Source organism: Porticoccus sp. Uisw_050_02 (genome assembly GCF_047729555.1).
GTDB lineage: Bacteria > Pseudomonadota > Gammaproteobacteria > Pseudomonadales > Porticoccaceae > Porticoccus.
This window is the reverse complement of record NZ_CP159825.1, coordinates 880623-905153: the sequence shown is the minus strand read 5'-3', so window position 1 is coordinate 905153 and position 24531 is coordinate 880623. Positions and strand designations below refer to the sequence as shown.

Here is a 24531-nt window from a genome sequence, read left to right as displayed (position 1 = left end):
TTTTTAACCAAAGCAGAGTGTAAGTAGTATGAATTTTACAGTTATTATCCCTGCCCGTTATGACTCCTCAAGATTACCAGGGAAGCCTCTTATGGATATCGCTGGAATGACAATGATCCAGCGGGTATATACCCAGGCTCAAAAAAGTAATGCTAATCAGATTATTGTGGCCACAGATGATCAAAGAATATTTGACCACGTGGTGAGTTTTGGTGGCCAAGCTGCCATGACATTAGCAGATCATCAGTCTGGAACGGATAGATTACAAGAGGTGGCAGAAAAGCTCGAGCTGCCTGCCGATCATATTGTTGTCAACGTTCAGGGAGATGAACCGCTGATTCCTCCTGAAGCAATCAACCAGGTGGCTGATAATTTGGCGACGAATTCTTTGGCGGGAGTGGCGACTCTCTGCGATCCTATTGATATTGACGCTGATCTTGTTAGCTCTCACGTGGTTAAAGTGGTAACGGATAATAATGGTTTGGCATTATATTTTAGTCGCGCATCAATACCGCATCGCCGCGAAATAACAGATGTTAATGCTGGTGGAGCATCGTCAATTTTTAATCCTATGCGCCACATAGGCATATATGCCTACCGAGTATCAATGCTGAACCAATTCGTCTGTTGGCCGGCAGCCCCTATTGAAAAATTGGAATTTTTAGAACAGTTACGATTTATGTGGTACGGAGAAAGAATACACGTAGGACAGGCGACTTCCCATGTACCTAACGGTATTGATACAGAGGAAGATTTGCAACACCTAATTAGTCTACTAAAAAAATCATCATAGGTTAGAGTTAGTGAAAGAACCCATCAGAGTGTTATTCGTGTGTCTTGGCAATATATGCCGATCACCCACCGCGCATGCTATTTTTGAAAAAAAAATCATCGATGAGGGCTTGCAGCACAAAATTATTGTAGATTCTGCTGGAACAGGAGATTGGCATATAGGACGAGCCCCAGACCCTAGGGCCTGTGAAGCAGCTTTTCAGCATGGTTACGATCTTACACAATTGAGGGCACGCCAAGTAAAGCCAGAAGATTTTAGTGAATTTGATTATGTGTTGGCGATGGATAAGCAGAATCTTTTAGATTTAAAGGTAATGACCCCGCCACAATTTGTGGGCCATCTGGGATTATTTCTAGACTATAGCCGCAGTGAAAAAAAAGAAGTTCCTGATCCATATACTGGCGGAAAAGAAGGCTTCGAAGAGGTGCTAGATCTTATTGAAGATGCTTCTAATGGTTTGTTTGAGCATTTATCTGGGCAGCTAGCCTGATGCTGCAAATTACCAAAAAAGTCTCTCTTCAAAAATACAATACGTTCGCTCTCCCATCAACAGCAGAATATTTTTGTTCTGTTTCTTCGCAAGCTGAATTATCCGAAGCGCTTGCTTGGGGAAAAAAGCACAAACAGTCAATTATTATATTGGGGGCGGGCAGCAATGTCTTATTGGTTGGAGATCTAGCCGGGCTAGTTGTTCATATATCAATACTGGGCATTGAGTTAACTTCTCAGAAAGAAGATGATCTGGTGATCAAGGTGGGTGCTGGTGAAAATTGGCATCAATTGGTACTAAAAACTCTTGAAATGGGCTGGAATGGCCTTGAAAACCTATCATTGATACCCGGCTGTGTGGGTGCCGCACCGATTCAGAATATTGGTGCGTATGGGGTTGAATTGAGCGAGAGATTTGATTCCCTTGAGGTGACACATAAGGCAACAGGCGATGTGAGAAGAATGGATTTGAGTGACTGTCAGTTTGGCTATCGAGATAGCTTCTTCAAGCAATCAGGCCAAGATGAATATATCATCACAGCAGTGAGTTTCCGTCTTTCGGCTAAACCAGACATTTGTATTGAATACCCGGCGCTTAAGCAGGCTTTAATGAAGCTTCACACGCAACTGCAGATGAAGCATGGCCAGAGCTTCCATGAAATTTTAACCCCAAAAATGATCTCCGATATCGTGTCCTCTATTCGTCGTTCTAAGCTTCCTGACCCTGCCATTATTCCCAATGCAGGTAGTTTTTTTAAGAATCCGGTGATTAGTTTGGAGGCTGAAACTGCGTTGAAAAAAGAGTATCCAGATATAACTAGCTATGATTTATATAATGGCAACATGAAGATTGCCGCAGGTTATTTGATCGAAAAAGCTGGATGGAAGGGGTTCCAAAGAAATGGAGTGGGGGTACATGACCAACAAGCTCTTGTGCTTGTCAATTTAGGTGGATCTGGGTATGAACTCTTATCTTTAGCATCAGATATTCAGGCGTCTGTTTTAGAGAAATTTGGTATTGCATTAGAAATTGAACCAAGAGTGTACCAATAGCCATGACTACCGATAGTCCGTCGTTTGATGCGCAGTCTTTCTTAAAAGGGCTCACCCAAAGACCAGGCATTTATCAAATGCTAGGTGAGAACGGAGCAATTCTTTATATAGGAAAAGCAAAGAATTTACGGAAACGTGTGGCCAGTTACTTCTCTAAAACAGGCCTATCAATAAAGACCCAGGCATTAGTAAATCGTATCATCACCATTGATGTGACGGTGACGCAGACAGAAATCGAAGCCTTGTTGCTTGAACAGAACCTTATTAAGCAAAATTTACCTCCTTATAATATCTTGTTGAGGGATGATAAGTCTTACCCGTATATATTCCTTTCAGATCAAGATAAATATCCGCAATTAGCATTCCATCGTGGAAGCAAGAGGCGACTAGGTAGTTATTTTGGTCCTTTCCCTAGCGTTCAGGCCGTACGCGAAAGTATGAGTTTTTTGCAAAAAACATTTAAGGTCAGACAATGCGAGGATAGTTTTTTTAAAAATCGTACTCGGCCTTGTTTGCAGTATCAAATTAAGCGCTGTACGGCACCTTGTGTCGATCTAGTAACGCCTGAAAGTTATCATCAAGACGTCGATTATACTAAAATGTTTCTTGAGGGGAAAAGCGATAATCTCATCAAAAAATTTGAAGTAGAAATGGACTGGTCCTCAAAGAATTTAAATTTTGAGCATGCTGCCATTTTGCGAGACCAAATCACCGCATTAAGAAAAATACAGGCAGAGCAAGTCGTTGAGTCAGGCAACAAGAATATTGATATCGTAGCAGCTTCTCAGGACGGCTCACAGGGCTGTATCCATATCCTGTATATTCGACAGGGGAGAATTTTAGGCAGTAGAACGTTTTATCCACGCGTCCCATTGGCGACCTCTCCGGGAGAAATCCTAGAGCATTTTATCCCACAATATTATCTGCGAGATGGTGGAAAAGGGGATTTTCCAAAAGAAATTGTCGTAAATGCTAAACTCGATGATAGCGAGCTTTTTGCCTCAGCCGTCTCTTCTGTTGCTGGATATAAAATTGAGTTTAAGTGTAGAAGTCGAGCTATCAGAAAAAAGTGGATTGAGCTGGCAGAACAAACAGCCAATCAAAATCTTAAAAGTCTCATTATCTCCAAACAAAATTTGCTACAAAAATTTGAAGCTCTACAAAAATTGCTCAACCTGCAAGAGCTACCAGGCCGGCTTGAGTGCTTCGACATTAGTCATAGCAGCGGAGAAGCAACGGTGGCCTCCTGTGTTGTTTTTGATACTAATGGCCCTCTCAAGTCAGATTATCGCCGTTTTAACATTAAAGATATAACAGCGGGAGATGACTATGCCGCTATGGAGCAGGCATTAACTAGACGCTACAAGCGATTACAAAAAGGTGAAGAAAAGTTGCCAGATATTTTGTTGATAGACGGTGGCTTGGGCCAGTTAAAAAAAGCGGCCAATGTTCTTGAGGAGCTAGGTGTTATCGGAGTTGAAATTGTCGGAGTGGGTAAGGGGAGAACCAGAAAATCTGGCTTTGAGACGCTTTTACTTGCCCCTTCATTAGGCTCGGAAGGCATCATAGATGCTAAAAATGACTATACAGAATTAGTCCTGGAAAGTGATTCTGCCGCATTATTGTTAATTCAACAAATTAGGGATGAGGCGCATCGATTTGCTATCACTGGCCATAGGCAGCGAAGGGACAAAAAACGAAAAACTTCAAGCCTGGAGGAAATAGAAGGTGTTGGCCCTAAGCGTCGGCGTGAATTGTTGCGTTTTTTTGGCGATATTAATGAGGTTAAGCGAGCGAGCGTCGCAGAGCTTATGCGTGTTCCAAGCATAAGTAAAAAGGTAGCTGAATCTATTTACAGTATCCTGCATAATGAATAAGTTGTTACTTTTATCCTCCTGATTTTTTCGGTAGTCAAAATATGTGGAATTTGCCAAATATATTAACGCTCCTGCGTATTTTACTGATCCCAGTGTTTGTAGTTGTTTTTTATCTTCCCTGGGAGTGGAAGCATATTACTGCCGCCTCTATTTTTGGTATTGCAGCAGCGACTGATTGGTTAGATGGCTACTTAGCGAGAAAGCTTGATCAGCACACGCCATTTGGCGCTTTTTTGGATCCTGTTGCAGACAAGTTGATTGTTTCGGCCGCATTGCTTGTACTGGTTCAGGTTCACGCAACGTTGCTATTTGCTCTTCCTGCACTAGTGATAGTGAGCCGAGAAATTATAATATCTGCACTGCGCGAGTGGATGGCGGAGCTTGGAAAGCGAACCAGTGTGGCTGTAAATTATTTGGGAAAAATTAAGACCGCCCTTCAGATGATTGCGATCACAGTGCTTCTTGCTGCAGATCCGACCAAACATCCTGAATGGGATATATTAGGCACCATACTGCTGTATATCGCAGCTGTTCTTACTTTATGGACGATGGTTATTTACCTTCGTGCCGCATGGCCAGAGCTATCTTCAATGCCTGATTCGCAGGATTAAATATATTTTCTTTGAGTTTATTGTCGTATTAGTGCAGCTTCAGACTATTCTTTAATGAGCCTCTCGGGTACAATTCTGCCTCCAAAAGGCGCGGTGGCAGAGTGGTCATGCAGCTGACTGCAACTCAGTGTACGCCGGTTCGATTCCGACCCGCGCCTCCATTTTAGACTGAAAGAATAGAACAGCCAGCATGGTGAGATTCTAGAACAAAAATTGGTAGTTTAGCCCATCCATTGACTATGCCCGGATGGCGAAATTGGTAGACGCAAGGGACTTAAAATCCCTCGGTGGAAACACCGTGCCGGTTCGATTCCGGCTCCGGGCACCATTTCTTGTTTTCCCCTAGTCCAAACCCGTCCATACGGTCCTTTAGTAAACTTTAATTTTACGTTAAGTATATGATTTAATTGATTAATTAATTTTATTTACAATACAGTTGTCTATAGTGATCCATTGACATCCATAATTTTTGGGGGTATTTTTGGGGGTATCTTACTTCACTCATTACCTCGGTACCCCCAATTATGGCATTGACGCATATTCAAATTACTAAAGCCAAACCCCGCGATAAATCCTACAAGCTATTTGATAGCGGAGGCCTATATCTTCTAGTTAACCCTACGGGCTCAAAGTGTTGGCGGCTCAAATATCGTTTTAACAACAAAGAGTACCTTTTGTCCTTCGGTCAGTATCCTGATGTCACTCTTGCTGAAGCCAGAGAGGCTCGCGATAAAGCTAAAAAGTTTCTCGCGCAAGGTCTTGATCCAAGTGAAATCAAGAAAACTAAGTTGCGCCATGATAAAGAAGAAGCGGCCAATACATTTGAGTCAGTTGCTTTGGAGTGGCATGAAAAGCATAAGGTGAAATGGGTCAAGAAAACTGCTGATAGGACAATGAGTATGTTGAAACGACATATTTTTCCATTTATCGGCAGTACCGCTATGAGTAAATTAAAACCCGCTGCGTTGTTGTGTGCTATTCAAAAAATTGAATCTCGAGGAAATATTGAAACGGCGCATCGTGCGCTTCAAATTTGTGGCCAGATATCCAGATTTGCAATTGCAACTGATAGGGCGTCGATGGACTTGAGTTCAGTACTAAAAGGCGCTTTAACTCCAGTTAAGGTCAAGCATCATTCAAGCATTACTGACCCAGATAAGGTTAGTCAGCTCCTTCTTGATATCGATAACTATGAAGGTGCCTATCTGACTCAACAGGCGTTACAGTTGGCTCCTTTGGTATTTGTTCGCCCGGGAGAGCTGCGTCACGCCGAGTGGGCTGAAATTGATTTCGAAAAGAAGGAATGGAAAATCCCCGGGGAAAAAATGAAGATGAGGCTGCCTCATATTGTCCCGCTGTCAAAGCAAGTATTAGTTATTCTTAAAGATTTGCACGGTCATACAGGGCATCTGCAGTACCTGTTTCCTGGGGCTGTCAGCGTTAAGCGACCTATGTCTGAGAACACAGTCAATGTTGCATTAAAACGCATGGGCTACAAGGACAAGCATACGGCACATGGCTTCAGAAGCACCGCATCAACCATATTGCACGAACAGGGTTTGCGACACGATGTTATTGAGCTCCAATTGGCACATAAAATCGGAAATCAGGTATCGGCTGCCTATAATTATGCGACATACCTGCCAGAGCGTCAGAAGATGATGCAACACTGGGCTGATTATCTGGATGGTCTAAGAGGTGGCACAAACGTTGTTTCAATCAATGGAAAAACCATTTAAAGGCATACAGAGAAATTTCGATATAAATCTCGATGAGAAACAGATAATTTTTATTTATTAAGAGTGAAATACGATGCAAGCAGAGACACAAAACACCCAGTCTGGGTTTTATAGATTACCAACCGTGCTAACTAAAATTCCAGTTAGTCGATCAGCCTGGTGGGCTGGAATTCAGTCTGGAATTTATCCGCCGGGGGTAAGAATTGGACCACGAACTACAGCTTGGCTTCAATCTGATATAGATAAATTATGCATTCGTCTTAAAGGGGGGCACCTATATCCTATAGAGCTAAAGAAAGAGTAGCTCGTTCGGCTTTTTGTTGTGGAATTGTTCGGTACTATACGTAGGCGCCACCTACGTTGTCAGGCGTTCGGTGTTTTTTTAGGGTATACATCAGGTTTTGAATATATAGACACCCAAGACAATTGCCGGCGCAATATAATTGGCAAAAGTAAAAGGTATTGTCCTATAAAAAAAGTACGAACAACCGAACAATAGGTAATAATAATAATAATAATATTATATATATATAGAGAATACGCGGCTTTGCGCCTTATCAACTGTCTCTCAATTCTGTTCGGTTTTTTAACTGTACAAATAGAACACGAACATAGTTCTGCCCGCGAAAACAGTAAATCATTTATGGGGAAGTTTAGTAATCTCCGCGCAGGCGTTGGTGTAATATTATCTGAAGCAGATGTTAAAAAAAGACTGGCTGTAGATTTTTAGCCTTGCAGTGTAATTCTTAGAGATTTAATTCTAACGCTAACTGAGAGTTGTTTTCGTCAAGACTGCTACCCTTTTTTATATTTTTTTAAAGGAGTAAATGGCTTGCCATTGCGCGTAAGTTTCATTTTTCCAACACTCTTGTATGCTTTGAATTCACTAGTGGCTTCATAAATTTCCTCGCCTGCAGTCATAGTCACTGTGCCTTTAGAGTCCCAGAACCCATCTTTCCAGCCACCAGTGTATTTGTTGTTATCATCATAAATACAGGTCCCCTGGCCATTACGCTCATTGTTTTTCCACTCACCGACGTACTTTTCGCCATCGGCATAAATACGGGTTCCTTTGCCGTGTTGCTCACCATCCTTCCATTCACCGACGTACTTTTCGTCATCACTCCAGGTCATTGTGCCTTGTCCGTGGCGCTTACCATCCTTCCATTCACCGACGTACTTTTCGCCATTACTCCAGGTCTGGATCCCCTGGCCATGAGGCCTGTTGTCCTTCCATCCACCAACATATTTAGTGCCAGTATCGAAAATACAACTCCCCTGGCCATGGTATTGGCCATCCTTCCATTGTCCGATGCATTCATAGCAACCGAGAACAGTAAAAATACCTTTTCCGTGAAACCGATCATCCTTCCATCCACCGACGTATTTATCACCATTAGGCCAAGTATGGGTACCTTGTCCATGAAACAGGTCGTGCTTCCACTGACCTTCATACTTAAACTTGGGGGATTTTGTTATGACCGCATAGGGGCGATTTTTTTTACCGAAATATTCCTCTCGAGACAGCTGACGTCCGAGCCTTAGTTTGGGATAACTATCTAGGTCATCACTAGTCATTACACCTTGTCCGTGACGCTCCCCGTCTTTCCATTTACCGACGTATATCTGGTTGCCAAGGGGATGAATAAAGAGGCCTTGTCCATTCATGTCCCCATTCTTAAATGCACCAGTGTAGGTGCCACCTTCGGAGAAGTTACAGACACCTTGCCCATGACGAGCACCGTGCTTGTACCCGCCGATGTATTTTTCGCCAAAGTCATAACTCATGATGCCTTGGCCATGATAGCGGCCATCTTTAAACCCGCCGACATAACTTCCACCATTACGTCCAGGCCAGGTCATTGTGCCTTGTCCGTGGCGCTTGCCATTTTTCCATTCACCCAGATAGATATCTCCGGAGAAGTACTTGATTGACGATGATATCTTCATTCCTTAGTCTCTCGGATATATCCTACGATTATTGCGGGTCTATCCGATTCGATCTGCTTTTCAATCATTACGCAACGATTAAGGTTAATATTTTTAGCTAGCTCATCATTACTGGAGCACTGGTAAACTTTTTTTTCACAATCAGAGCAGAAGCGCACTTCGCCTTTTGTGGAAAAACGCCACCATTTCTTATTTTTTGACTCAACAACTGGCATTGATTGCCATGATTTTTTACATTCAAGATCAAATACACAGTTTTTGATGTGATGTTCAAGCATATCATTCGCCTTTGGTTACAAGCATCTAGGTCAATAGGGCTGTTTCCCTTTATTAAATAAAGATTTACTGACTCGACAAGGCTTGATGTCGTTCTGAATGCTAGCCAAAGCATATTGTTTGAAAATGTTTTTCATCAGAGTATTCTCTACTGAGAAAGGAAAAGCAAATACAAGACTTAATGGAGATTAGTTATGGGCTGGTTCAGCAAAGATATAGACGGCAAGGACTTATTTAATCATTTTGTTATGACGGTAGGCTCCGTTTACTTAATGTACACAAAAACTCTTAAAAAAGAATTTAACTCTAATACGGAAGAAGGGCTTGAATTTTTCAAGAAATTTGCTTGGATATTAGAAGGCAAGACGCATGATTATTTGCCTCGTGGAGTTAAAGCAACTAAAGAGCAGGAGCTTACTGTTCAGTTTGCTAGCGAGCTAGTTAGAGATGCTTTATTTTCTGATAAACAACCCGAAATCAAGGAATATGTGATACGTTTTGCAAAATTATTTGACGACAATCATGGCAACGGATTCAGTGCTGAAGATTGGAAGGATTCATCAATAGAAGAATTTAGATTAAAACTTATGAGTTACGATTGTTGTTTCATACCGTTATAGGCTAGAGGTCAAACAATGAAACCACTTGAGCATACTCTGTAAATCTAAGAGAACAGGGGATTATAGAAATGAAAACACTTCTCACCGCCACACTACTAATCCTGCTTGCACTCCCTAGTTATGCTGATTGGAAAAAAGGAGAACAAGATTTTATTTCCTCATGCGAGGCAACTACAGCGAAAAATTACAATGTTAGGGAATCAAAACTTTATTGCGGATGTTTCTATAACAAGTTAAGCAAAACAATCAGTTGGAGCGAAGCTGCAAAGCTTTTTAAATCAGGCAAATTTATCACTGACGCAAGGGTCAGCCCAATACTTACATCTTGTCTTTCGCTTATAGTGAAAAATGAACACAGAGATAAGTTGTGCCATCATACATCTGCTGAGATAAACAAAGAAACGCCAATTACGCTTGATAGGATTACATCATTAAGCAGAACAATGTGTATGGACGGAAAAAAACTAGTTTACTACTACCTTATCAAATCAGGCGACGCAGGCGATAAAATTACTTCTAGCGTCGTTAATAAACAATTGCAAAAACATACAATAACTGTCGCATGCTCAACACCTGCAACGCTCTCTTTGTTGAAATTGTTTGACTTAGGGTACATTTATTATACTGACACCAATAAATATATCGGTGAATTCGCCATCACATCATCAGATTGTGATAATTAAACGATGAAGCTATTATCATTAATCGTCTAAACCATGGATAGCAAGTATTTTTAATAAATAAGCAAAGGATGAATAGATGGCTGCATTAATGGGTTTATTATATATTGGAATTATGATTGCAGGTATTGCTCAAATTGGCTTAGGTTATATAGGAATTGAAGACTGGCTCGGGAGCGGCTGGGCTGTAGGTGCTGTTGCTGTAGCTTTCATACTACGATTTATGTTGCCGTTAACAGTGGGAACTTATTTAGCAGTGACTAGCGTATATGGATATGATACGTGGGTTGGAGTTTTAGTTGCCGCTCCAGGCTTGTTGCTCATAGCTCCAGCACTCGTAACGGAAGTCTTCTCAAAAGTATTTAAATCAAAACAATCCTAAAGGTATCTGTTGAGAGAAGAATTAAATGTTTACCCCGATCAATTTTCCGATGCTGAAAATTTGTATCGTTATTTAACTGGAAGAGAGCTCAATCTAATGGGTGAATAAATGACAAAAAAAATCCTCTACATTCCAGCCATATTACTTTTCATTGCTATCTTTGGTTTACCTTATGGCTACTACACTTTACTAAGGTTAGTTGTCACAGGAATTTCAATTTACGCTGCATTTTTTCTTTTTGAGAGAGATAGCTTTAATTTCTGGGCATTTTTGGGTATAGCTTTATTATTTAACCCCCTGATACCTGTCCACCTATCCAGAGAAGTATGGTTTCCAATAAATATAATCGTTGGAGTTTATTTTACAATCACTGCATATAGGGCATCCAGCTAAAAAATACCACTCATTGCATTAATACATAAACTGACTCTCAGTGAAGGAAGATAAATGTTCGGACTATTCGGTAAAAAGTCTCCAGAAGAACTAAAAAACCAAACCTTCACCACTGAAGACGGTGATCACTACATTGGTGAGCTGGATGTGGATCAACCAGATGGATTTGGTACATTTACTTGGGCTGATGGTCACATCTATAAAGGTCAGTGGAAATGGGGAAAATTCAATGGCAAGGGCAAGATGACTTTTCCAGATGGCTCTATCTATGTGGGATCGTTTAAAACAGGGAAATTTCACGGAAAAGGAACTTTGACGCAGTCTGACGGAACAACATTTATCGGTGGGTTTGTTAAAGATTATCTTGATGGTGAGGGAGTCATTATCTATCCAGATTCATCAAGATATGAAGGCAACTTTAAAAAAGACAAAAGAGAAGGTCATGGCAGCTTGCATGGAAAAGAGGAAGGCTGCTATGTAGTCTATAAAGGCGGATATAAAGATAACCTAGAGAATGGCCAAGGTTACATGCTGGTCACCAATGAAGAAACGGGTGAGTGGGTGAAGTATTTCGGTGAATATAAAGATGGCTTACCACATGGCACTGGCGCTGAATTTCATAGTGATGGAGAGCAGCGATTAGGCGTTTGGGCCCATGGCGAATATATTGGTGAGTGGGGTACAGAACTCCCTAAAAAGATGCAAAGAAAAGCTCGCAAGCAAAAGAAAAAAATACAGTCCACAGCTACCTCACAATCCGCCCCCATTGATGATGGAAAGATTAAGGACTTCCAGCAATATAAAACACTAATATCAAATATCTTTAAGGAATAAATGAAAACTCTAATCATAGCAACAGTCCTTATCCTAATAGCACTCCCTAGTTACGCTAGTGATTTACCTCCTTGTCCTGAAGACACTTACCATAACTGTTTTGGCACTATTACTTTTGATAATGGCAATAAATATGTAGGTGAATTTAAGGATGATAAGAGACACGGCAAAGGCACATTTACTTGGGCTAGTGGTGATAGATACGAGGTTGAGTTTAAGGATGATAAATATCACGGCAATGGCACTATGGCTTATGCTAATGGCAATAAATACGTAGGTGAGTTTAAGGATAATAAGAAAAATGGCAAAGGCACATTTACTTGGGCTCATGGTGATAGATACGAGGGTGAGTTCAAGGATGGCAAGGAAAACGGACAAGGCGCATTCACTGTGCCTAATGGTTCTTCATACGTAGGTGAATTTAAGGATGGTAAGTATCACGGCAATGGCACTATGGCTTATGCTAATGGCAATAAATACGTAGGTGAGTTTAAGGATAATAAGAAAAATGGCAAAGGCACATTTACTTGGGCTAGTGGTGATAGATACGAGGTTGAGTTTAAGGATGATAAATATCACGGCAATGGCACTATGGCTTATGCTAATGGCAATAAATACGTAGGTGAGTTTAAGGATAATAAGAAAAATGGCAAAGGCACATTTACTTGGGCTCATGGTGATAGATACGAGGGTGAGTTCAAGGATGGCAAGGAAAACGGACAAGGCGCATTCACTGTGCCTAATGGTTCTTCATACGTAGGTGAATTTAAGGATGGTAAGTATCACGGCAATGGCACACATACTTGGGCTGATGGTGCTATATATCGGGGCTACTTTATAGACGGTGTGAGAGCTGGCAAAGGCGCATTCACTGCGTCTAATGGTTCTTCATACGTAGGTGAGTTTAAGAATGATATGAATCACGGCAAAGGCACTTACACTACTACTACTGGCGAACTTCTATCAGGTATATTTGCTAATAATAAATACCTTTACAAGTCAGTTGAATCAGCTAGAAGTGACTGTGCTAAAGAAGCAGGTAAAGCAGGTACTGAATATGCCGCCAAACAAATAGAGAAGACCTGTCTAGCAGAGAAACAATTAGAACCAGAATCTTAATCTTGGTATGAATGGTAGAGAATAAGGATTATACGAAATGAAAACACTGCTCACCACCTCTCTCATCTTTGTTTTGTTGTCCCTTGCATCTCATGCCTATGCTCTTCCTGATTGTACTGATGAGCGTGAGACTCTGGATGATTGTACGGGAAGTTATGTTTGGGCTACTGGTATGAGATACGATGGAGAGTTCAAGAACGGTTTACCACACGGCAAAGGTGCTACAACTCATCCTAATGGTGACAGATACGAGGGTGAGTTCAAGAACGGCGATAAGCATGGCAATGGTACATATGCTTATTCTAATGGTTCTTCATACGTAGGTGAGTTTAAGAACGGCAAGTACAACGGTAAAGGGACTACTACTCTTGCTGATGGCACTATATTCATAGGTGAGTTCAAAGATAACGAGATGAACGGACAAGGTACTCTTTGGGTTGAAGGTAGAGTAATAAGGGGCATATGGGCGGATAATAAATATCTTTACGAGTCAGCTGAATCAGTAGATAAATAATGAAACTACTACTCACGCTACTTCTAATACTATCCCTGCTGGTTCTGCTTCAAGGGTGTGCTAACAATAGAACTATAAACGAGGGTGACCTCTTGTATTCTGTTATGAGTAGCAAGACATTTTCTAATGGTTCGTATAAAGGTGAGCTAAAAGATGGATTTCCTCACGGCAATGGCACTTTGACTTACAGTAATGGTAATAAATACGTAGGTGAATTTAGATACAATACTCTCAATGGCAAAGGCACTTTGACTTACAGTAATGGTAATAAATACGTAGGTGAATTTAAAGACAATGCTCTCAATGGCAAAGGCACTATGACTTATGCTGATGGCGGCAAATACATAGGTGAGTTTAAGGATGGCGATAGGCACGGCAATGGCACTATGACTTATCCTAATGGTGATAAATACTCAGGTTCATTTGATATGGGCTGGAATGAACAGATTACTATTTATAATGGCTTTGCCAAAGGCACTCTGACTTATGCCAGTGGTGTTAAATATGTAGGAGATTTTGTGGGTGGTTTATCCCGTGGTAGTTTCCACGGCAAAGGCACTTTGACTTATCCTAATGGTGATAAATACTCAGGTTCATTTGATATGGGCTGGAATGAACAGATTACTATTTATAATGGCTTTGCCAAAGGTGTTTATAACTATGCTGATGGCAGAAAATATGAAGGTGAAATCAGGCATAAAAGTCCTCATGGTAAAGGCACTATGACTTTTCCTGATGGCAAAATTCAATCAGGTGTCTGGGATGATGGTAATTACCTTTACGATTTAGCTGAGCAGCAAGAGCGAGAAAAACAAAAAAAAGAGGCTCAATTAGCTGCTCAAATAGCTGCTCAAAAGCAACGTATAGCCTCTCAAAAGCAACGCATTCTTTCAAAGTTAAAGCCGTATATGGAGGATTGCCAAAACATAGGTTTCAAGGTTGATACTAAGAAATACAGAGAATGTATTGTGGAGTCAATTTGATATGAAAAAATTATTTCTGATGGCTTTATTTAGCGTCATTTCAGCACAAGCACACTCGGATATCTTGTCTGAAGATTTGATGCAGGTTTGCGAAGTGATTGGATATGAATCCAAAACAGAAGAGTTTGGTGCGTGTGTTTTAGCTTTAAGGGATAAAGCAAAACTTAATAAAATAGCAGAACTCAAGCAACAACATCGTAAAGCAGCTGAAGCAAAATTTGCTGCAATGCATGAACGCCAGCAAAGACAGCATCAAGAGCAATTAAATTATTATCGCCAGCAACAACAACAGTACGAAGAGCAGCAAGCCAAAATTCAAAAAGAGAAAGAGAGAAAACAGAACCTAGCACTTATGGAAGTTGGCTTACGAATGATGGGAGGGCAAACCATGCAGGATTCTATTTCATCAACAGCAGGAACACTTCCTATTCCTCAAGCGCCAACTGCTCCTAGCCTTGAAAGTTTTCAGAATCAAAACCAACGGATAACTCTTCCTAACGGTTCTTTTTTTGATTGCACCTATAATCCCACTTTTAAAACTACGAATTGTAATTGATGGGCGGTCTGCAGCATAAGCTCTAGCTGGTTTAATTAGACAAGAATAAGGACTCATGCGAAATGAAAATACTACTCACACCACTACTGCTAATTCTAATAGCACTCCCTAGTTACGCTAGTGAGTTACCTCCTTGTCCTGAAGACAAAACCCAAACTTACCATAACTGTTTTGGCACTATGACTTACCCTAGCGGTTCTTCATACGTAGGTGAGTACAAGGATAATAAGATGCACGGTGAAGGCACACTTACTTGGGCTGATGGTGGTAAATACGTAGGTGAGTGGAAGTATAGTAAGAAGCATGGCAAAGGCACATTTACTTGGGCTAATGGCGATAAATACGTAGGTGAGTATAAGGATGGTAAGAGGCATGGCAAAGGCACATACACTTGGGCTGATGGTGCTAAATACGAGGGTGAGTATAAGGATGGTGATTGGCATGGCAATGGCACTTTTACTTACCCTAGCGGTTCTTCATACGTAGGTGAGTACAAGGATAATAAGATGCACGGTGAAGGCACACTTACTTGGGCTGATGGTGGTAAATACGTAGGTGAGTGGAAGTATAGTAAGAAGCATGGCAAAGGCACTTTTACTTACCCTAATGGCAAAGTTGAATCAGGTATATATGCTGATAATGAATACCTTTATGATTTAGCTGAACACCGTAGAAGAGAAGAAAATAATGCTCGCACTGAATGTGCCAAGGAAGCAGGTAAGGCAAATACAGAATATGCAGCTAAGAAGATTGAAGAAGCCTGCTTAGAGCAAAAGGGATACGGTAAGGCTTGGTATGAATGGTAGAGAATAAGGATTAAGAAATGAAACTAAAGCAAATAACACTATTATTAATATTGACGCTTCTTTTTGGGGCAAATGCATCGGGAGAAAGTAGAGTAAAGTTTGGCGATTCTTATATGCTTCTACCAGAGGTTGAGGGATTATGCTTGCTCGGCAATCATCCTAATGAAAAAATAGCTTTTGAATATTTCAGTGAGCTACAATTTTCTAGTGGTAACAAACTTCTTCAGTATTGGGTTAATTGTAAAGTTCAAAAAAAAATAAAAGATGGTTCAAGTGATGCTGAGCATAAAGATTGGGTTATGGTGCTTGGACAAATGTCTTCCCAGAAAGAGAAAACTTTTCCTAAATATGATCCAGAAAAATACAAAAAGAGTATAAAAGCTGCTTGGAAGGATTTGGATATCCACCACATACAAGAGCAATTCAATAGTTTGTCAAAAAATCAATCGAAAAAGTATTTTGATAACCTTGATCTTCATTTTCAGATGTCAGACACCATTAATTTGGGTATCTTATCTGAAACTGACTCGGTTCATACGGGAGTCATTATGAAGGTTGAAGGTTCTAATAAGCCCGTAGCTGTTGTGACTGGGGTTAATCTTATAAAAGGCATTCCGATGTCCTTTAATTTTTATAGCTCATATGAAAATAAAGATACAATTAGGCGTCTGTTGTTAGATTCCGAGCACTACTCTGCTAAGTTGATAAATATGAACTAACCAGATTTTTAAAAGTTGAAGCTGAAAATCAAATTTTTTAAATGGTGTAGAACAAGATAAGTCCACTTACCTTGAGAATGGACAACTCTGTACTTCTAAAGATTGGAGGGATTGCTTGTAATGAAAAAACTACTCCTGTTCTTATTACTAATACCTAATCTGGTAATGGCAGAGATATGGAGTTTTAGTGATACTTCTGGATTCTGGTCTTCTCCAACTTCTGAACTAACTATAAACTCTGAAGATTTATTAGTTAACGTACAAATTTCTTGCGCTAACTTTTACAAACAACCTCGTCTGCTAATAAATATCCGTTATGAGGGGTACGATTGGGATGAGATTAAAGGAAAATTTACAGTGGTTTTGAAGGATAACCACGCAACTGAGATTCTTAAAAAATATGAATTTGGGAGAACTAAACTTTACCTTAAATCTGGAGTTATGCAATCTAGTGAAGATGATGACAGTGAGATTATTAATCTAATAAAAGCTGGTAATTCTATTCAGATAAACTACACCACTTTTGATGCTAAAAGTGATGGTAAGGAAATTAATAACGAATTACATGCAAATTGGAATACAGATTTATTTAAAAAGGAATTTACCAAGTTAAATGCTACCTGCAAATAAATCATTAAAATAGAAAGAGAAATGAAAACACTACTCACACCACTACTAATAGTATCTCTATTTTTAATATTCAATCTGTTAGCTCATGCAGAAACTACAGAAGGCTTAGTAGTTAAAATAGCTGATGGCGATACCTTAACGCTCCTTACTGGTTCAAATGAAAAAATAAAAGTTAGATTAGCTGGTATAGATACACCAGAGAGAAAACAGCCTTTTGGTAGCGAAGCCAAACAGGCACTCTCTAAATTAGTTTTTCAAAAAAAAGCTTTAATAGAAGTAGAGACCAAAGATAGATATGGAAGAACAGTTGGTATTGTTTTCGTTGACGGTCAAAATATTAACTACGAATTAGTTAGGCAAGGTATGGCTTGGGTGTATAGAAAATATACTAATGATGAGATTCTTTATGAGCTTGAGGCTCAAGCTAAAACAAAAAAGACTGGACTGTGGGCTGACGCGAAACCTATAGCACCGTGGAGCTGGCGTAAGGGTGTACGTTAAGTAAACTAGGAATAAATTAGAATCTAAAGGCTGGCTTGATTGGTAAACGAATAAGGATTAAGAAATGAAAAAACTTCTTACATCTGCACTACTTGTATCTATATCTTTAACTGGGTGTGCCGCAAATAAGATTTGGGTGTCTGATACAGTAGGCTCTCAAGCACAGGTTAACGCAGACTTAGCTGCATGTGATAATTATGCGAGAACTGGAATAGATACTTCTACCAAAGCCCCAGATAAACCAAAAGTTTACGATACTGACTGTAGAGGTGGTTTCGGTTCAGTCAGCTGTACAACAACAGAGAAGGATCCTCCAAATTCTGCCGCTAATGCAATTGGATATGCTTTAGGAAAAGGGCTTGCTAACGGAATAATTATGGGGAAAAAGAAAAAAAACTGTATGAAAAACAAGGGATATCAGTTAGTTAACAAGAATCAGGTATGGAAAAAAACAGTTAGAGAAAACCCATCTCTGCGTGAAGTTCCAGAAGGAATGAAAGAAGGAAGCGCTGAACATGCCATGTGGCTCAATGGAATTAAAATGGATACCAAGGATGCAGTGTCACCTAAAAAGGCTCAACCTGCCCCGCTAGCGTCTATGGCATCAATTACTGATAAGTTTTGGGATGACAATCCTGAATATAGCGCTTTAGCTGAAAAGTATGGTTTCAAGCACCCAGAAAAAGCATCTATTGCCCAAAAAATGAATCCTGAATACCTATCAGTTGCAGAGAAAGCTGTTTTTTCAAAAGGACATGACAGTATGGTTTTTTGTTGTAGAGAAGAATTACAGGGTCTGCTATTAAAAATGATTCAACCTAAGCATCGTACAGCGATAGGGCAGACGATTTTGGAGCATACCTCTTCCGCTGAAGAGTTGATGGTTGAACTCCTGAAGGATAAACATGCTATTGGTGAATATGTCATGTTGGCTGGCGAGCAAAGAGTAAAGTTTTTTGCGAGTTATCTCGAAAGATTAAACGGAAACTAACGTTTAGCAGAGAAAGGATTAGAACCGTATGGCTGATTAAATATAAGTATAGACATATAAGCTACAATAAACAGTTATTAGTTGATCACTCTAGAAAAAAGCATCTTCCAAGAAAATTCCCTCAAGCTAACATATAAAAAACTAGAAATTATTCTTACTTAGTGGCAGTGATACCCGCCAGTTTTGGTCTCACGATGACAGCCAGAGCTGTTTGTACGCCCGCTGTGGTCGTTACGTATCTCAATTCCAGTTATACTTTTTTGGTCGTGAGTATGTTCTGAAATGAATCCAAGACTGACAGCGCTACCAGAAACAACTAAAGCGAGCAATGCAAGCATTATGTTTTTCTTCATTTTTGCATTTCCTATATTTGATATATACGATTTTATTAATATTTGGAATATGTTGCAATGACTTACGTTTTATCGAAATAAGATAGACTTAAGTCAGTTTTCTGTCTTTCATCAAATATCTACTATATAGTTAAAATAGTCAAATATTACTTTAAATTTATAGAGGTGGTTATGGGGTCAGTTATCTTGTTGATCGAAGGGCTGTCTGCATTAAATCCGATGCTGCCGATTATAGCGAAGATAAGTCTGATAGCCTTAGTTATTCTTATCGCCTGGATTCCTGTCTCGTTCATTGCTTGGGTTATTTCCGCTGCTTTTAGCAAAGCTTTGGAGGCATTAACGGACTCGATTGCGCTGATATCATCAAAACTTTTTTTTCTATCAAGGAAGTGCAGCGCTCGATCTAGCAGGCTGATGAAAGTTTTTTATTCAAAGTACTCAACAGTTGTTTCTTTTGATAGCCCTAAGTTTGAACTAAATGAACATCCTTTGCGGCAGTCTGTCGATGATTTTTATCAGGAATTTAAGCTAGTGCCAGCTATCTCTTTTGATAGAGAAGCTAAAAAGTCCGCTTTGATTTTACAGCTGAATACATCACTAGGCGAACTCAGTGGCAATATTGGGCAATTAAATGATGTAAGTATTCCACAGCTTGAGCTTAATAAGGACCACGAAGTGCTTAAAAAAAAGGCCTTGAATCAGCTACGGATGTTTATTCCACTTCTTATCTGTGTAGTGATGGTTAATTCCGCTCTTTTGTATACCGTTTTTGATGATTTATTTGCAGGAAGAGAGGTGTTTGATGTTTCATATGCAGCTGTTGTAGCTCTTATGTTCACGATGATTGAGCTAGGTGTAGGTGCAATATTCGGTTTTATGGATTACGAGAGCAAGCAAAACCTCGGTGCTGCTCCGAGTCGTATAACCCACATATTTGGTTGGTCTATAGTTTTTTTCTTGGCAATGGTGGAGCTTCTTCTTTATTTCATGGTTGGTACCGGCGAATCAGGGTTTGATTTTTTGGCTAGCGGAGAGATCATGGAGATGTTTGTGAATGGTGGGTTTATATCTCTCCTTGGCCCTTCTATTGTATTCGCGCTTTATATATTCGGCCATTCGTCCAGCATGGCGTTTTTTAATTATTCAAGGGAAACTGATTTTGCCAGGTTTGAGCGCGATCTTAATGATAAGAACACTATGTTCAATATTATTCAGGACGGTGTAGACAAAATCTCTGAGGCTATCAAGGGAATAGTAGCGCAAATTAGAAAAGAAAATATAGATCTTAACAAAATTTCGGCAGAAGAAATTTCCGTTTCATTGAATCAATTTGGAGAAAATCTAGATAGAAGAGTTAACTCCATAAATGAAGCGCTGAAAAATGCCGAAATAGCAGAAACCCCGGTTCCTGAGATAGAAACACAGGTGCTTAACCTGGAGGATACAACCTCTTTTCATAGAATAAATTTAGTCTACTTCCTTATGTTTGCTGCCTCCATTTTGGTAATGACGATTGCACTCCCTGCTGAATTTTCTTTAGGAGATTTGTCAGTTAGCGGCACCTTAGAGCACGTAGCGGCAGCAATTTTGATTGTTGCGCTCGCAACTTTTGCCGGATTGTCATTGATGTCCAACGTGCTGATTTCCCAGACAACCGATGGTCTTTTAGCAAAAGCGATATTAGAGGGGGCGACAATATTAAATATGATAACTGCAGCTATAATTACCGCCCTGTGTTTGTTGGTAATTTATCTTATCTTTAGCCCTATATCCCTAACTAAAAATATCATCCCTTTTATTTTTTGCTTGCTCTCTATGGCAGGATCTTTTGTTGTCGGACGGAAATTATTTCAGGCTGTAGGATCTTGGTATGCAATGTCTCAGGCGGTCTGGATAAATATAAAGTCAATAGTTTTTTCTTGTCTTGGATTCTCTTTTCTACTCTTGGGAAAGTTAATTTCTTTGATTGATCCGATGCTAAGAAGTGTGTCATTCCCCAGTCGTTTTATTTTTCGAAAGGTTTAAAAATGCGTACCCCATCTTATTTATTTGCGATTGTTGTATTTTTTATTGGAATTTTTTCTTTTGTTTCTTCAGGCCTCGCAAGAGATCTTGAATCAAACGTCATTGTTTTGATGGATTTTTCAAATTCTTACTTTACTCCTGACCGCGTTAAAAAAGAAATTCCCAGAAACATCAATACACTTGCCGGATTGATTGCGTCAAAAGCAGATGGACCAAAAAAACCATCCTTGATTCAAGTTCTTCCAATTCATTCAAAAAGCGAAACTTCAGGTGCAGTTTGTGAGTTTAGGATACAGCGAAAAAAACTTGTAGGTCGCAAGGACAAAGATTGCGGTGCTGTGGATGAAGATTTTTGTTCAGATAGCATAGAGGAATTTGAATCTTATTTAAAAGAAGATTGTGTTGAAAGAATTGTAAAGAACAAAGTGGACGATCAAACGGATATATCGGGAGCGTTGGCGCTAGCATCTCAGCTTGGGCTAAGTCAGACCGATAAGGCCAAATACTTAGTTATTTTTTCAGACATGATGGAGTACCGTACTGCTGACAACCCTTTCAGTAAAATTGATTTGTCTGGGTTTAATATTTTGGTGGTCTGCGGAGGGTTTATTAATAATGAGGACAATACCCCAAAACTTTGTATGAATGAGCAAGAAGACTGGAGGGCTCGATTTGAAGGATTAGGGGCACAGAAAGTCTACTATGTTAACGAGAGAGGACGATGGACCAGCAAAATAGGCAAGGAATTTTTTGAAAATGACTGATACTCAGAATACGAATCAAGAAAATAGAACACAACGGCCCATCATTTCTTTAGATAATGATGCATCTGCCGAAAAAGTGTTGAAGGAAGTGTATTTTGATCCGAACGAAACAAAAGACAAGCTAAGGCGTTATTTTCTTATAATATTTGCAGTGGGGCTGCTGGTAATTCTTCTGCCTCTACCTAGTTTCTTAGACGGAAGTTCTGGATATATGCGTATTGGCGCATCTTGCTTGTTGATGGCGACTTACTATCTGCTGGGCGCAAAATACACCAAATCATCTAATACGCGAGCCGTATTTGCCGACAGCTTATATTACCTAGGGTTCTTATTTACCTTTGCTGCGCTTGTGGGTGCTATGGTTCAGCTAAATGACCTTAATATTCAGGTCATTATTGGAAAAATGGGCCCAGCACTAGTAACCACCGTTATTGGGATGGCAGCTCGAATTTACTTAACTCAATTTGAACCAATAACTTCTGAGCCTGAAACTGAGGTTCTTCATTCCCTCGGCGCACTAAGCTCTAATGTAGTGTCAGCACTAAAAAAACTGGAGGCAAGTTCAAAAAATATGGAGGCTAGTTCAAAAAGTAATGCTCAAATTATTGAGGCTTTTCAAGAAACCTCGACAGCTCAAATGGCTGTATTCATAGCTAAATTAAATCAGATAGATACTAGCCGCTTACAAAATGATTTTAATGACCTAGCAGCAGCAATGAGTAACACGACCATTTCTGTAAAAAATCTAGCAGAGATGAGCAACAAGACGCAGTTTATTGTTGAGGAGGCTAAGACAAAATTTGATGGATTGGATGATGCTCTAGAAACTGCAAAAAATAATCTATTAAGTGCTGGAGATATTTCTAGTGACATCAATCAGCTTAATCAAACTGTAACCGAGTCTTGCAAAAGAATTACTGAGGTCTCAGAAAAAGTTGAGAGTCAAGCAATAGCTGCTACAACAGAAGTTAGCGCATCGGTCGTACGAGTCACGCAAGAAGTGAGAAAGACAGAGGAAGAGGCGAAAAAACTCGGTGCAGCATTAAATCAAACTGTCACCAGTGTCGTAGATTTTTTGAATAAACCCCGCAAATGAACAGTAGGTCAGAAGAGCGCAAGTCTGACTTAAGAAATACAACCGTTATGGAGGTTATCCTGGCGGTTATTATTGTCTTGCTTTGTTTTATTTACATGAAGGATACAGATCTTGTTAGAACCATAGATTCTTTCGATATTCTGCAAGAAAAATCAAAAAATCAAAAAAAAGAGATTAAGAATCTGGCTGATAGCAATCTGGAACTAAAAAAACAGAACGCCGATATAGTTAAAAAAGTCGATTTACAAGCTAGCCAAATTCGTCGTTTGAAGAAAATGATTACCGCATCTCAGGGTGGAACTAACTACCATGAAGATTTGGCGGCTGAGAATAATCTATTAAGAGAAGAAATAGAGCATTTAAATCGAACGACTTTAGTAGCAGGCAGAGGTGGCATTGACAAGCCACGTTGCTCTGTAGGCAAAAAACAACTGTCAGCTATCGGCCATATAATCAAAACTGGTGATCGTTATGGTTTTTCCTTGAGAGGAGACAGCGAACAAAAATCAGCTTTGATGGTAGTTCCAGGCATCAAAGGATTGATTGATAGTACCCCATTCACGCTCTCAGAATTTAAATACTATGCACAGCGAATACATAGTTTTACTCTTGAGCAGAGTCCGCAGTGTATTTTCTATGTTAGTTTTAACCTTGATCAGATGACTGGCTCAGAAATTAAGATGTTCGAGCGGTATTTTTACAAAATGGATAGAAAAAACTAATGAGGAAGTTGGCTTTTAAGCTGTTGCAGATGAAACTTTTGCTCCATTGCTATGGAAAGCCTGCAACTGTTATTTTTTATATATTTAATCCACTGAATTCCTCTTGTGAGAACTTAAAAAAATGGCACACAAAGCTTGTTGGAATTTCTAATTTTATTAAGGTAGGGTCTCATATGAATTTTTTTAATGCTGTAAAAATATGTTTTGTTAAATACACTAATTTTTCTGATCGAGCGAATAGGTCAGAGTATTGGCTGTTTAGTTTATTTTTAGGAATTGTATATACGGTAGCATGGATTATTGATGGTGGCCCCTGGGGACCCTTGTACAGTACTTCTTTGGTTATTTTCATCATCCCAAGTATAGCGGTATGCGTAAGACGCCTTCATGACGTTAACCGATCGGGGTGGTGGTACCTTCTTATAATTACAATTATTGGTTGCATTCCTCTTATATATTGGTCTCTAAGGAGAGGTGATGAGGGGGATAATCGATTTGGGTCTGAGCCCTCAGCGCAATGAGGAAGAAATCAGGCCTAGGCCCCTTGGTAATTCGTAGCAAAAGGATTACTTGTCGTACTGCAGCTAATTAAACGGAGTTTTTCTGCAGTCAAATCCAGATATAGTAAAATCTTCTTTTGATTTTTCTTTGATCAATTCAAATAACTTGAAGCTTTTTAGGGGGTCTCCCCCGAGTCCGTTGTATATATACAGTAGAGCGATCATAGAACCCTGTTGATACATTTTGTAGAATCAAAAAATGATCTTCAGTAAAGCATAAACAGGAATCGGGGGATTATTTATATAGATTCCAATGTATAAGGTATTGTGGGACTCCAGAAAATAATTGAGGGGGTAGCCGGGGGGTAGGGTATCGCGTACTGCGAAAAAATCATTGCTGCCTGGGTTAGTAGTAAAATTAATTGGGGGTATAATTGGGGGTACCGAGACTTAATAGATATAATTTTAATATATAAAACAGTCGTTTAGCCTCACTATTCGACAGAGGCTCCGGGCACCATAATCTATTTTATACCTCGCTACATCCCATACCAC

At 39.8% G+C, this 24531-nt stretch carries 29 protein-coding genes and 2 tRNA genes; 28 read left to right on the top strand and 3 right to left on the bottom strand.

The features are described from left to right. Nucleotides 1–28 precede the first annotated feature (28 nt). The 9 genes from kdsB to ABXT41_RS04335 all read left to right on the top strand — a co-directional run bounded on the left by kdsB (nucleotide 29) and on the right by ABXT41_RS04335 (nucleotide 6866). Nucleotides 29–793 (top strand): 3-deoxy-manno-octulosonate cytidylyltransferase, encoded by a 765-nt coding sequence (kdsB, locus tag ABXT41_RS04375; protein ID WP_415390308.1) that lies wholly within the window; start codon nucleotides 29–31, stop codon nucleotides 791–793. Nucleotides 794–803: 10 nt separating this feature from the next. Beyond that, the gene (locus ABXT41_RS04370) at nucleotides 804–1283 is read left to right on the top strand and encodes a low molecular weight protein-tyrosine-phosphatase (RefSeq protein ID WP_415390307.1); all 480 of its coding nucleotides are present in this window, start codon (nucleotides 804–806) and stop codon (nucleotides 1281–1283) included. Continuing rightward, nucleotides 1283–2335: a UDP-N-acetylmuramate dehydrogenase gene (gene murB, locus ABXT41_RS04365; RefSeq protein ID WP_415390306.1), complete on the top strand. Its 1053-nt coding sequence runs from the start codon at nucleotides 1283–1285 to the stop codon at nucleotides 2333–2335. Before ABXT41_RS04370 ends, murB begins: the two co-directional genes overlap by 1 nt. Before the next feature lie 2 nt (nucleotides 2336–2337). Further along, complete coding sequence (gene uvrC, locus ABXT41_RS04360; RefSeq protein WP_415390305.1) at nucleotides 2338–4212, top strand: excinuclease ABC subunit UvrC; 1875 nt, start codon at nucleotides 2338–2340, stop codon at nucleotides 4210–4212. Nucleotides 4213–4253: 41 nt separating this feature from the next. Then, a complete protein-coding gene (gene pgsA, locus ABXT41_RS04355; protein WP_415390304.1) occupies nucleotides 4254–4823 on the top strand; it encodes a CDP-diacylglycerol--glycerol-3-phosphate 3-phosphatidyltransferase in 570 nt (189 codons plus the stop codon). 87 nt (nucleotides 4824–4910) lie between these two features. Further along, nucleotides 4911–4984 (top strand) — tRNA-Cys (locus ABXT41_RS04350). Between the two features lie 80 nt (nucleotides 4985–5064). Next, a tRNA-Leu gene (locus ABXT41_RS04345) sits at nucleotides 5065–5151 on the top strand. 196 nt (nucleotides 5152–5347) lie between these two features. Beyond that, nucleotides 5348–6562 carry a tyrosine-type recombinase/integrase gene (locus tag ABXT41_RS04340; protein ID WP_415390303.1) on the top strand — a complete coding sequence of 405 codons (1215 nt, stop codon included), beginning with the start codon at nucleotides 5348–5350 and terminating at the stop codon, nucleotides 6560–6562. Nucleotides 6563–6635: 73 nt separating this feature from the next. Then, complete coding sequence (locus ABXT41_RS04335) at nucleotides 6636–6866, top strand: helix-turn-helix transcriptional regulator (protein ID WP_415390302.1); 231 nt, start codon at nucleotides 6636–6638, stop codon at nucleotides 6864–6866. A gap of 491 nt (nucleotides 6867–7357) precedes the next feature. On the opposite strand, the gene ABXT41_RS04330 is transcribed toward ABXT41_RS04335, so the two are convergent. Together ABXT41_RS04330 and ABXT41_RS04325 are read right to left on the bottom strand one after the other, a co-directional pair. Beyond that, nucleotides 7358–8512, bottom strand: a complete 1155-nt coding sequence (locus tag ABXT41_RS04330; RefSeq protein ID WP_415390301.1) for a hypothetical protein — start codon at nucleotides 8510–8512, stop codon at nucleotides 7358–7360. Further along, nucleotides 8509–8790 (bottom strand): hypothetical protein, encoded by a 282-nt coding sequence (locus tag ABXT41_RS04325; RefSeq protein WP_415390300.1) that lies wholly within the window; start codon nucleotides 8788–8790, stop codon nucleotides 8509–8511. Before ABXT41_RS04325 ends, ABXT41_RS04330 begins: the two co-directional genes overlap by 4 nt. Nucleotides 8791–8982: 192 nt before the next feature. Here ABXT41_RS04325 and ABXT41_RS04320 point away from each other — a divergent pair, with 192 nt between their 5' ends. The 14 genes from ABXT41_RS04320 to ABXT41_RS04255 all read left to right on the top strand — a co-directional run bounded on the left by ABXT41_RS04320 (nucleotide 8983) and on the right by ABXT41_RS04255 (nucleotide 18516). Then, nucleotides 8983–9408, top strand: a complete 426-nt coding sequence (locus ABXT41_RS04320; protein WP_415390299.1) for a hypothetical protein — start codon at nucleotides 8983–8985, stop codon at nucleotides 9406–9408. 68 nt (nucleotides 9409–9476) lie between these two features. Further along, a complete protein-coding gene (locus ABXT41_RS04315; RefSeq protein WP_415390298.1) occupies nucleotides 9477–10091 on the top strand; it encodes a hypothetical protein in 615 nt (204 codons plus the stop codon). 76 nt (nucleotides 10092–10167) lie between these two features. Then, nucleotides 10168–10470, top strand: coding sequence for a hypothetical protein (locus tag ABXT41_RS04310; RefSeq protein WP_415390297.1), 303 nt, complete (start codon nucleotides 10168–10170; stop codon nucleotides 10468–10470). Nucleotides 10471–10578: 108 nt separating this feature from the next. Then, the gene (locus ABXT41_RS04305) at nucleotides 10579–10863 is read left to right on the top strand and encodes a DUF6804 family protein (protein ID WP_415390296.1); all 285 of its coding nucleotides are present in this window, start codon (nucleotides 10579–10581) and stop codon (nucleotides 10861–10863) included. A 54-nt stretch (nucleotides 10864–10917) separates the two neighbouring features. Continuing rightward, complete coding sequence (locus tag ABXT41_RS04300; RefSeq protein WP_415390295.1) at nucleotides 10918–11697, top strand: MORN repeat-containing protein; 780 nt, start codon at nucleotides 10918–10920, stop codon at nucleotides 11695–11697. After that, nucleotides 11698–12816: a hypothetical protein gene (locus tag ABXT41_RS04295; protein WP_415390294.1), complete on the top strand. Its 1119-nt coding sequence runs from the start codon at nucleotides 11698–11700 to the stop codon at nucleotides 12814–12816. A gap of 37 nt (nucleotides 12817–12853) precedes the next feature. Beyond that, nucleotides 12854–13330 carry a hypothetical protein gene (locus tag ABXT41_RS04290; RefSeq protein WP_415390293.1) on the top strand — a complete coding sequence of 159 codons (477 nt, stop codon included), beginning with the start codon at nucleotides 12854–12856 and terminating at the stop codon, nucleotides 13328–13330. Beyond that, on the top strand, nucleotides 13330–14313 hold the full coding sequence (locus ABXT41_RS04285) for an MORN repeat-containing protein (protein WP_415390292.1): 984 nt from the start codon (nucleotides 13330–13332) through the stop codon (nucleotides 14311–14313). The genes ABXT41_RS04290 and ABXT41_RS04285 overlap by 1 nt, the downstream gene beginning before the upstream one ends. 1 nt (nucleotide 14314) lies before the next feature. Then, the gene (locus ABXT41_RS04280) at nucleotides 14315–14869 is read left to right on the top strand and encodes a hypothetical protein (RefSeq protein WP_415390291.1); all 555 of its coding nucleotides are present in this window, start codon (nucleotides 14315–14317) and stop codon (nucleotides 14867–14869) included. 62 nt (nucleotides 14870–14931) lie between these two features. Continuing rightward, nucleotides 14932–15675, top strand: coding sequence for an MORN repeat-containing protein (locus tag ABXT41_RS04275; protein WP_415390290.1), 744 nt, complete (start codon nucleotides 14932–14934; stop codon nucleotides 15673–15675). Between the two features lie 17 nt (nucleotides 15676–15692). Then, nucleotides 15693–16394 carry a hypothetical protein gene (locus ABXT41_RS04270; RefSeq protein WP_415390289.1) on the top strand — a complete coding sequence of 234 codons (702 nt, stop codon included), beginning with the start codon at nucleotides 15693–15695 and terminating at the stop codon, nucleotides 16392–16394. A 120-nt stretch (nucleotides 16395–16514) separates the two neighbouring features. After that, complete coding sequence (locus tag ABXT41_RS04265; protein ID WP_415390288.1) at nucleotides 16515–17024, top strand: hypothetical protein; 510 nt, start codon at nucleotides 16515–16517, stop codon at nucleotides 17022–17024. 21 nt (nucleotides 17025–17045) lie between these two features. Then, on the top strand, nucleotides 17046–17525 hold the full coding sequence (locus ABXT41_RS04260) for a thermonuclease family protein (protein WP_415390287.1): 480 nt from the start codon (nucleotides 17046–17048) through the stop codon (nucleotides 17523–17525). Nucleotides 17526–17589: 64 nt separating this feature from the next. Next, nucleotides 17590–18516: a hypothetical protein gene (locus ABXT41_RS04255; RefSeq protein ID WP_415390286.1), complete on the top strand. Its 927-nt coding sequence runs from the start codon at nucleotides 17590–17592 to the stop codon at nucleotides 18514–18516. A gap of 158 nt (nucleotides 18517–18674) precedes the next feature. Here ABXT41_RS04255 and ABXT41_RS04250 read toward each other — a convergent pair whose 3' ends face one another. Beyond that, complete coding sequence (locus ABXT41_RS04250; RefSeq protein ID WP_415390285.1) at nucleotides 18675–18869, bottom strand: YHYH domain-containing protein; 195 nt, start codon at nucleotides 18867–18869, stop codon at nucleotides 18675–18677. A gap of 171 nt (nucleotides 18870–19040) precedes the next feature. On the opposite strand from ABXT41_RS04250, the gene ABXT41_RS04245 reads away from it, so the two are divergent. From ABXT41_RS04245 to ABXT41_RS04225, 5 genes are read left to right on the top strand one after another with little or no spacing between them, the layout of a single operon-like run. Beyond that, entirely contained in the window at nucleotides 19041–20894 is a 1854-nt protein-coding gene (locus tag ABXT41_RS04245; protein ID WP_415390284.1) for a hypothetical protein, read from the top strand. A 2-nt stretch (nucleotides 20895–20896) separates the two neighbouring features. Next, nucleotides 20897–21658 (top strand): hypothetical protein, encoded by a 762-nt coding sequence (locus ABXT41_RS04240; protein ID WP_415390283.1) that lies wholly within the window; start codon nucleotides 20897–20899, stop codon nucleotides 21656–21658. Further along, the gene (locus tag ABXT41_RS04235) at nucleotides 21651–22754 is read left to right on the top strand and encodes a hypothetical protein (protein WP_415390282.1); all 1104 of its coding nucleotides are present in this window, start codon (nucleotides 21651–21653) and stop codon (nucleotides 22752–22754) included. The genes ABXT41_RS04240 and ABXT41_RS04235 overlap by 8 nt, the downstream gene beginning before the upstream one ends. Continuing rightward, nucleotides 22751–23476: a hypothetical protein gene (locus ABXT41_RS04230; RefSeq protein ID WP_415390281.1), complete on the top strand. Its 726-nt coding sequence runs from the start codon at nucleotides 22751–22753 to the stop codon at nucleotides 23474–23476. The genes ABXT41_RS04235 and ABXT41_RS04230 overlap by 4 nt, the downstream gene beginning before the upstream one ends. Nucleotides 23477–23505: 29 nt before the next feature. Beyond that, nucleotides 23506–23997 carry a DUF805 domain-containing protein gene (locus ABXT41_RS04225; RefSeq protein ID WP_415390280.1) on the top strand — a complete coding sequence of 164 codons (492 nt, stop codon included), beginning with the start codon at nucleotides 23506–23508 and terminating at the stop codon, nucleotides 23995–23997. Nucleotides 23998–24531: the final 534 nt, after the last annotated feature.